General features: G+C 65.7%; 4 protein-coding genes. 1 reads left to right on the top strand and 3 read right to left on the bottom strand.

Translation table 11 applies throughout. From position 1 onward, the window contains the following. Positions 1-137: 137 nt before the first annotated feature. The 3 genes from ACESNG_RS08830 to ACESNG_RS08820 form a co-directional block, all read right to left on the bottom strand. The gene (locus ACESNG_RS08830) at positions 138-1307 is read right to left on the bottom strand and encodes an NAD(P)/FAD-dependent oxidoreductase (RefSeq protein WP_373068623.1); all 1170 of its coding nucleotides are present in this window, start codon (positions 1305-1307) and stop codon (positions 138-140) included. 41 nt (positions 1308-1348) lie between these two features. Then, positions 1349-2473 (bottom strand): S41 family peptidase, encoded by a 1125-nt coding sequence (locus ACESNG_RS08825; RefSeq protein WP_373065000.1) that lies wholly within the window; start codon positions 2471-2473, stop codon positions 1349-1351. Positions 2474-2579: 106 nt separating this feature from the next. Further along, positions 2580-3056 carry a hypothetical protein gene (locus ACESNG_RS08820; RefSeq protein WP_373064998.1) on the bottom strand — a complete coding sequence of 159 codons (477 nt, stop codon included), beginning with the start codon at positions 3054-3056 and terminating at the stop codon, positions 2580-2582. A gap of 239 nt (positions 3057-3295) precedes the next feature. Here ACESNG_RS08820 and ACESNG_RS08815 point away from each other — a divergent pair, with 239 nt between their 5' ends. Beyond that, positions 3296-5956, top strand: coding sequence for a prolyl oligopeptidase family serine peptidase (locus tag ACESNG_RS08815; RefSeq protein WP_373068621.1), 2661 nt, complete (start codon positions 3296-3298; stop codon positions 5954-5956). Positions 5957-6037 lie beyond the last annotated feature (81 nt).

Genomic DNA, 6037 nt, shown 5'->3' with positions numbered 1-6037 from the left:
GTCTCCACCTGATCGAGCACTTTCAACCCGTTGCGTGCCGAACCCACCGCCTGGACCTCTTCGATCCAATTTTTTCGAACCGATACGGTCCCACATGCGGCCATATCGCGCCACACGGCGCGCGCGGCGCCACCGGCTTAGGACAGCGACGGTGCGGTCACCGCTGGTACCTCCGGCAACCAATGCTCACCCAGCAACACCCGCACCGGCGCCACGTCGCCATCCAGCGCCGCCGCGACCACCGCACGCCCGCACACGGCCCCCATCACGTTACCCGTCCCCGAGTATCCCCCGAGTGCCCACACGCCCTCACGGACCTGCTCCACGACCGGCAACCCGCTCTCCGTATACCCCGCGCTCGCCGCCCAGCGATGGGTAATCGGGGCGTGCACGCCGAGGTGTGTGCGCACGAAGGATTCGAGCAGCTGCTGCACCGTATCGGTGGGCGTGGCGTCGCACGTCCACTCACTCGGCCCGCCCTGATCGCGGAAGCCCCCGATCGCGATCGAGCCGTCGGGCAACTGCTGCCAGTACTCGTGGCCTTCGCGGTAATACATCGGAGCTGGCACGCTGATCTCGGTGGTTGGCGCGGTGGCCAGCATCTGCAGGCGCGCGGTGCGCACGCGCCCAATGAGTTCCGGTAGTAACAGCTCGAGCCGACCGTCGATGGCGACGATCACGCGATCGCAATGCACCGTGCCCTGCGCGGTCTCGACCCGCGTGCCCTGCACCGCTGTAGCCGGCGACCGCGAAAACAGCTGCGCGCCACCGCGAACTGCCTTCTGCGCCAACACACGACAGCGAGCCAGCGGATTGAATGCACCGTCGGTGGCGAAGGTGAGCCCGACGCCGTCGGCGGCATCGTACCACTCGCAAGCGAGGCCGTCGGCCTGCATGGCCTCCATCTGCGCCTTGCAATCCCCGATTTCCCAGTCGTCGGCCGCGATGCGGCGCGAGCCTACAAAGCGCACCGTTCCCGGAGCCGCGTCGGCAATCCGCTGCATCTCGACGAGCGTGGCCTGATAGATCGCCAACGCGCGGTCGCGACCATGTTTGCGCACGGCGTCGTGATAGAAATCGTACGTGCCGGCCAGCAGGAAACCGCCGTTTCGACCGGCCGCCCCCGCCGCGACGTCGGCGGCGTCGAGCCCGACCACAGCCTCACCGCGAGCGAGCAACTCTTCGATCACGGTGAGCCCGGTGCCGCCGAGTCCGATCACGCAGGTGCCGGTGGTGATGGGGCCTTGCAGTGGTGGGAAAGCGGTCCAGGAGCCGTCGTCCCACACAGGTTGATAAGCGACTGGCATGGCGAAGACTGAGTGAGAGAGCGTGCAAGCGCGTGCGGAAACTAGCGCCGCGCACCGCCGGCGGGTGCGCTTTCCGCGCGGGTCTCATGCGACGAGGCGGGAACGATATGGTACACGCCGTTGCGCTCTCCCAGCAATCCCACGGCGGCATCAATAAGCGGATCACGCGCGCTGTCGTAGTTGGCCGGATCCCACGTCATTGCCACATGTGGCGCGACACCGCGTCCTTCGATGGGGCGTTTATCGGGACCGAACTCCAGCCAGCGCGGCACGGTGAATCGCCAGCCGTTGCCAAGCGCGAACGTGGCCGGATTGCCAGAAGCGCCGCCGGTGGTATCGCCTACGACCGTGACCTGCGGCAAGGTGCGCATCGCCGCCACAAAGCTTTCCGTCGCACTGAACCCGCCGCGTCCCGACAGCACCACCACCGGTCGGGTGAACTGCCATCCCCCGCGCGGACTGATCGTGCGCGCCAGCGGCATCTCGATGTTTTTGACCAGCGAATCGGTGCGGATCTCCACGTACGACGCGGTGAAGGCACGCGTCGTGAAGCGACTGGCGAACGCGAGCGCAGTTTGATCGGTCCCGCCGGCGTTGTTGCGCACGTCGATGATCAGTCCGGGCGCGACGCGCAGTCTTGTCAACGCACTATCGAGCGCCTCCTCGCTCACGGGATCTTTCCACGCGCCAATGTACAGGTAGGCGTATCCCCCCACCGTACCCTCGCCGAAGTCACGACTGTGTGCAAGGTAACTGGCGTCACGCATCGCCGACTCCCAGCGTGCTCGCTCGAAATTCGCGCGCCCAGGCGGTCGGAACGTGGGGACCACCTGCCCGCGTGGATCGACGAGCCACACGTGCAGATCACGTAACGGCGTGAGCATGTCGACGAGCACGGCGATCAGCTCATCTTGCGAGCGCGCCCGCAGCGCCCGTGCGCGATACTTGGCACGTTGGGCACGCCAATCGAGACCCTTGTACGCGAACGACGGATATACGTCGTTGAACCGGGTGAACAGCGTATCGAACTGCTCCACGAACGAGCGCCCCTGCACCAACGAACTACTGGGCGCCGCATCCGGACGACGCGAGGGGACAACACAGGCCGCACTCGACGCTACAGCGCCCAGCGCCAGCCACCGTGTCCAGTGCCGTGCGCGTGTCATCCATGTACAATGGCGAAAAGACGGTGTGCGGTCCAGAGCGTCAACGCGGTTCGTCCCGGAAATCGGAACGGGACCAGCCGCGGGCGCCGCCCTTGTTGGGCTGCCCTCAGGCCCCGGCGATCCCTTTGGCCACCTGCCGCACCAGCACCGCCAGATCAGGCGAGCTCTGGATCGACTGGAAAAACAGCCGCTGGAAGGCGTCCCCTTCTTCATCGGCCTTGAGCAGCTCGAGTGCCTGTGCGAAGAGCGCCGTCGCCTCGTCACTGCCCAGCGGTTGCTTCTTGTCGGACGTGCGCTCGTCGATCAGGAGCACCATCTGGCCCATAGGCCGCACCCAATCAAACCAGGGGTCGTTGATGACGAGCTGCAAGAACGCGCTGTTGTTGGCAATCCGTCCGTGCTGCTTCTCGTACCGGTTTCGCTCGGCCTCGAGCAAGCCGCGATGCACACGCAGCAGATCGTTGCGTACGCCATCGAGGTGACGGAGCTCGGTGGCCGTGGCGATGGGCAACTCGATGTGCGAGGGCGGCACCGCCTGCACCGGCACGGCGTCCGGCGTAACGTCAGGGGTCGAATCGGTCATAAAAGCCTCCGAACGCGCCCGAAGGCGCGAGTGATTCCGTGTGGTCTTTGAGGAAAGATATCGCGACGCCGGCGGCGATGCGTTGCGTTACAGATGGGGTTCGCGTAGCATCGCGGGGGTGTCGCCCTTGCCGCGGCGATGGCGACCCCCTGATCGACCTCCGACCGCCCACCCGAGGCAGCCCACCGATGCGCCTTCTTCCCGTTTCTGCGCGACTTGCTCGAATCCTGACGGCTGGGATGCTCCTGCCACTGGCCGCGGTCTCTGCGCAAAACCGCGCGCCGAAGTCGGCCGATACGAAGTCGGCCGAGGGAAAGCCGGCCGAGCCGAATCCGCTGGCCGATGAGGGCTACATCGCGCCGCCGCCGTCGATCGCCCGACTGGTTGCTGCTCCTCGCGAGCAGAATGTGAACTTTTCGGCGCCGAATCCGGGGAGCCGGCAGTACTTCCTGCGCACCATGAGTGATGGCCTGCCCTCGCTGCAGAACGTGGGCAAGGCGCACCACAATCTGGGCGGCTTTCAGGTGGACTATCGTGGCAACCGCGATCGCGCGCTCACGATGCGCAGCAGCGCCGGGTTCGAGATCACCGAGTGGGCCAGCGGCCGGAAAATCCCGGTGGTCGTTCCGGCGGGCGCACGGGTGAGCACGCCGGTGTGGTCACCCAACGGCTTGCAGTTCGCTTTTCTCGCGCTGTTCGAGGATGCTACGCAGATCTACGTAGCCGACGCCGCGACGGGGAAGGCGCGCGCCGTGACGACCCGCTCCACGTTGTCCACGAACGTGACCGCGCCTGAGTGGACCGCCGACGGCACCACGATCGTGACGGTGCTCGTGCCCGACGCCCGCGCCCCCGAGCCGAAAGAGCCCAGGTTGGCGGCGGGTCCGATGGTGCGCCTGAACGAGAACAACAAACTGAAAACGCGTACGTACCCCGACCTCTTGGCGTCGCCGTTCGAGAAGACGCTGCTGGAGTATCACACGACCGGACAGTTGGCCGTGGTGAATGTGAAAACGCGCGCCGTGAAAAAGGTCGGCGCGCCGGGCCTGATCCGCAGCATCGATTCGTCGCCTGATGGGCAGTACTTTCGCGTGACGTACGTGGAGAAGCCGTTCTCGTATCTGCTGCCAGTGGCGAGCTACGGCACGCGTGAGGTGGTGATCGACGGCGCCGGCACGGTGCTGCGTGAACTGTCGAAGCGCACGCTGCGTGAAGGTGAAGAGCCGGCCGACCCTACCGATCCGCAACCGCGCGCGGGTCCGGCGGGCCGCGCGGCGCCGATAGACACGGGAAAGCGTAACATCGCGTGGCATCCGTTTGCCGGTGGGTTGTTGTACGCGCAGATCGCGCCGGCGCCTGCTGGTGCAGCATCTGGTGCGCGTGTCGACTCCGCCGCCACGGCGAGCGCCACGGCGAGCGCCACGGCGAGCGCCACGGCACGCCGCGCCGATCGGTTGATGCACTGGACCGCACCGTTCGACTCAACGGGTGGCACCACGTTGTACGAAACGGCCAATCGCATTGCCAGCGTGCAGTTCAGCGACGACGGCAAGATCATGTTCGTGAGCGAGACCGCCACGGGCGGCACGTTCGAGCAGGCGATCTTCCTTGACGAGAACAACGCCAGGTTCACCGTTATCGCGCCGCGGGCGCGTGATCGTGGCGCCGACAGCTTGGCCCGCGCCGCGGCCGCTCCGGCCGGTGGCGCTGGTGGTCGCGGTGCCCGCACGTCGGAGCTCGTGACGCGCCCCGGACGCCGTGGTGTGCCCGTGGTGGTCGTCTCGACCGACGGCAAGTACGTGTTCACGCAGGGCACGACACCCGACAGCGTTGGCAAGACGCCGCGTGCGTTCGTGGAGAAGATCGAGATCCGCACCGGTACCCGCAGTCGCCTGTACGAGAGCGCGGCCGATGTATTCGAAACGATCTACGCGCCACTCGACGATGATTTCACGCGCGTGGTGGTCCAGCGTGAATCGCCCACCGTCGTGCCGCAGTCGTACGTGCTCACGCTGGCGTCACGCGAGGCGAAGCAGCTCACGAACAACGTGGATCTCATGCCCGAGATCACGAAGGCGGTGCGCAAAACCGTGGTGGCGCGTCGCGCCGACGGATACTCGTTCAACGTGAAGGTCACGCTGCCCGCCGACTACAAGGAGGGCACGCGCTTGCCGGCGATGTTCTGGTTTTATCCGCGCGAGTACGACAATCAGGAAGCGTACAACCGCAGTCTCACGCCGGGCGCGGGCGCAGCGAATCGCTTCCCCACGTACGGCCCGCGCTCACTGGCCTTCATCGTGACGCAGGGCTATGCCCTGATCGAACCCGACGCGCCGATCTTCGCCAGCGAAGGGCAGCTGCCGAACGACAATTACGTGGTGGACCTGCGCAATAACCTTGCCGCGGTCATCGACGCCCTCGACACGCTCGCCATCGTGGACCGTCAGCGCTTAGGGATAGGCGGCCACAGTTACGGCGCCTTCAGCACGGTGAACGCGATGGTCCACACGCCGTTCTTCAAGGCGGGCATCGCCGGCGACGGCGCGTACAACCGCACCCTCACACCAAACGGCTTCCAGAGTGAGCGTCGCGACTTGTGGCAAGGCCGTCAAACGTATCTCGAGATGTCACCGTTCCTGTACGCCGATCAGCTGAACGGCGCGCTGCTGATGTACCACAGCACCGAAGACCAGAACGTGGGCACCGACCCGATCAACTCGATCAAGATGTTCCACGCCCTGCAGGGACTCGGCAAGACGGCATCCCTGTACATGTATCCCTACGAAGACCACGGCCCGGTAGCACGCGAAACCGTGCTCGATCAGTGGGCCCGATGGGTGGCGTGGCTCGACAAGTACGTGAAGAACGCGGGTGGGAAGCCGAAGGTGACGACGATGTAGTGTTTCACGTCGGTTGGCGCGTTTGCTGAACTGATCACACAGAGATGAAGAGAAAAGGAGAAAAGGAGAACGCCGGTCACT

The organism is Gemmatimonas sp. (genome assembly GCF_041689975.1).
Taxonomy (GTDB): domain Bacteria; phylum Gemmatimonadota; class Gemmatimonadetes; order Gemmatimonadales; family Gemmatimonadaceae; genus Gemmatimonas.
Note: the sequence above shows the minus strand (reverse complement) of the source record. Positions and strands in the feature narration are given on the sequence as shown.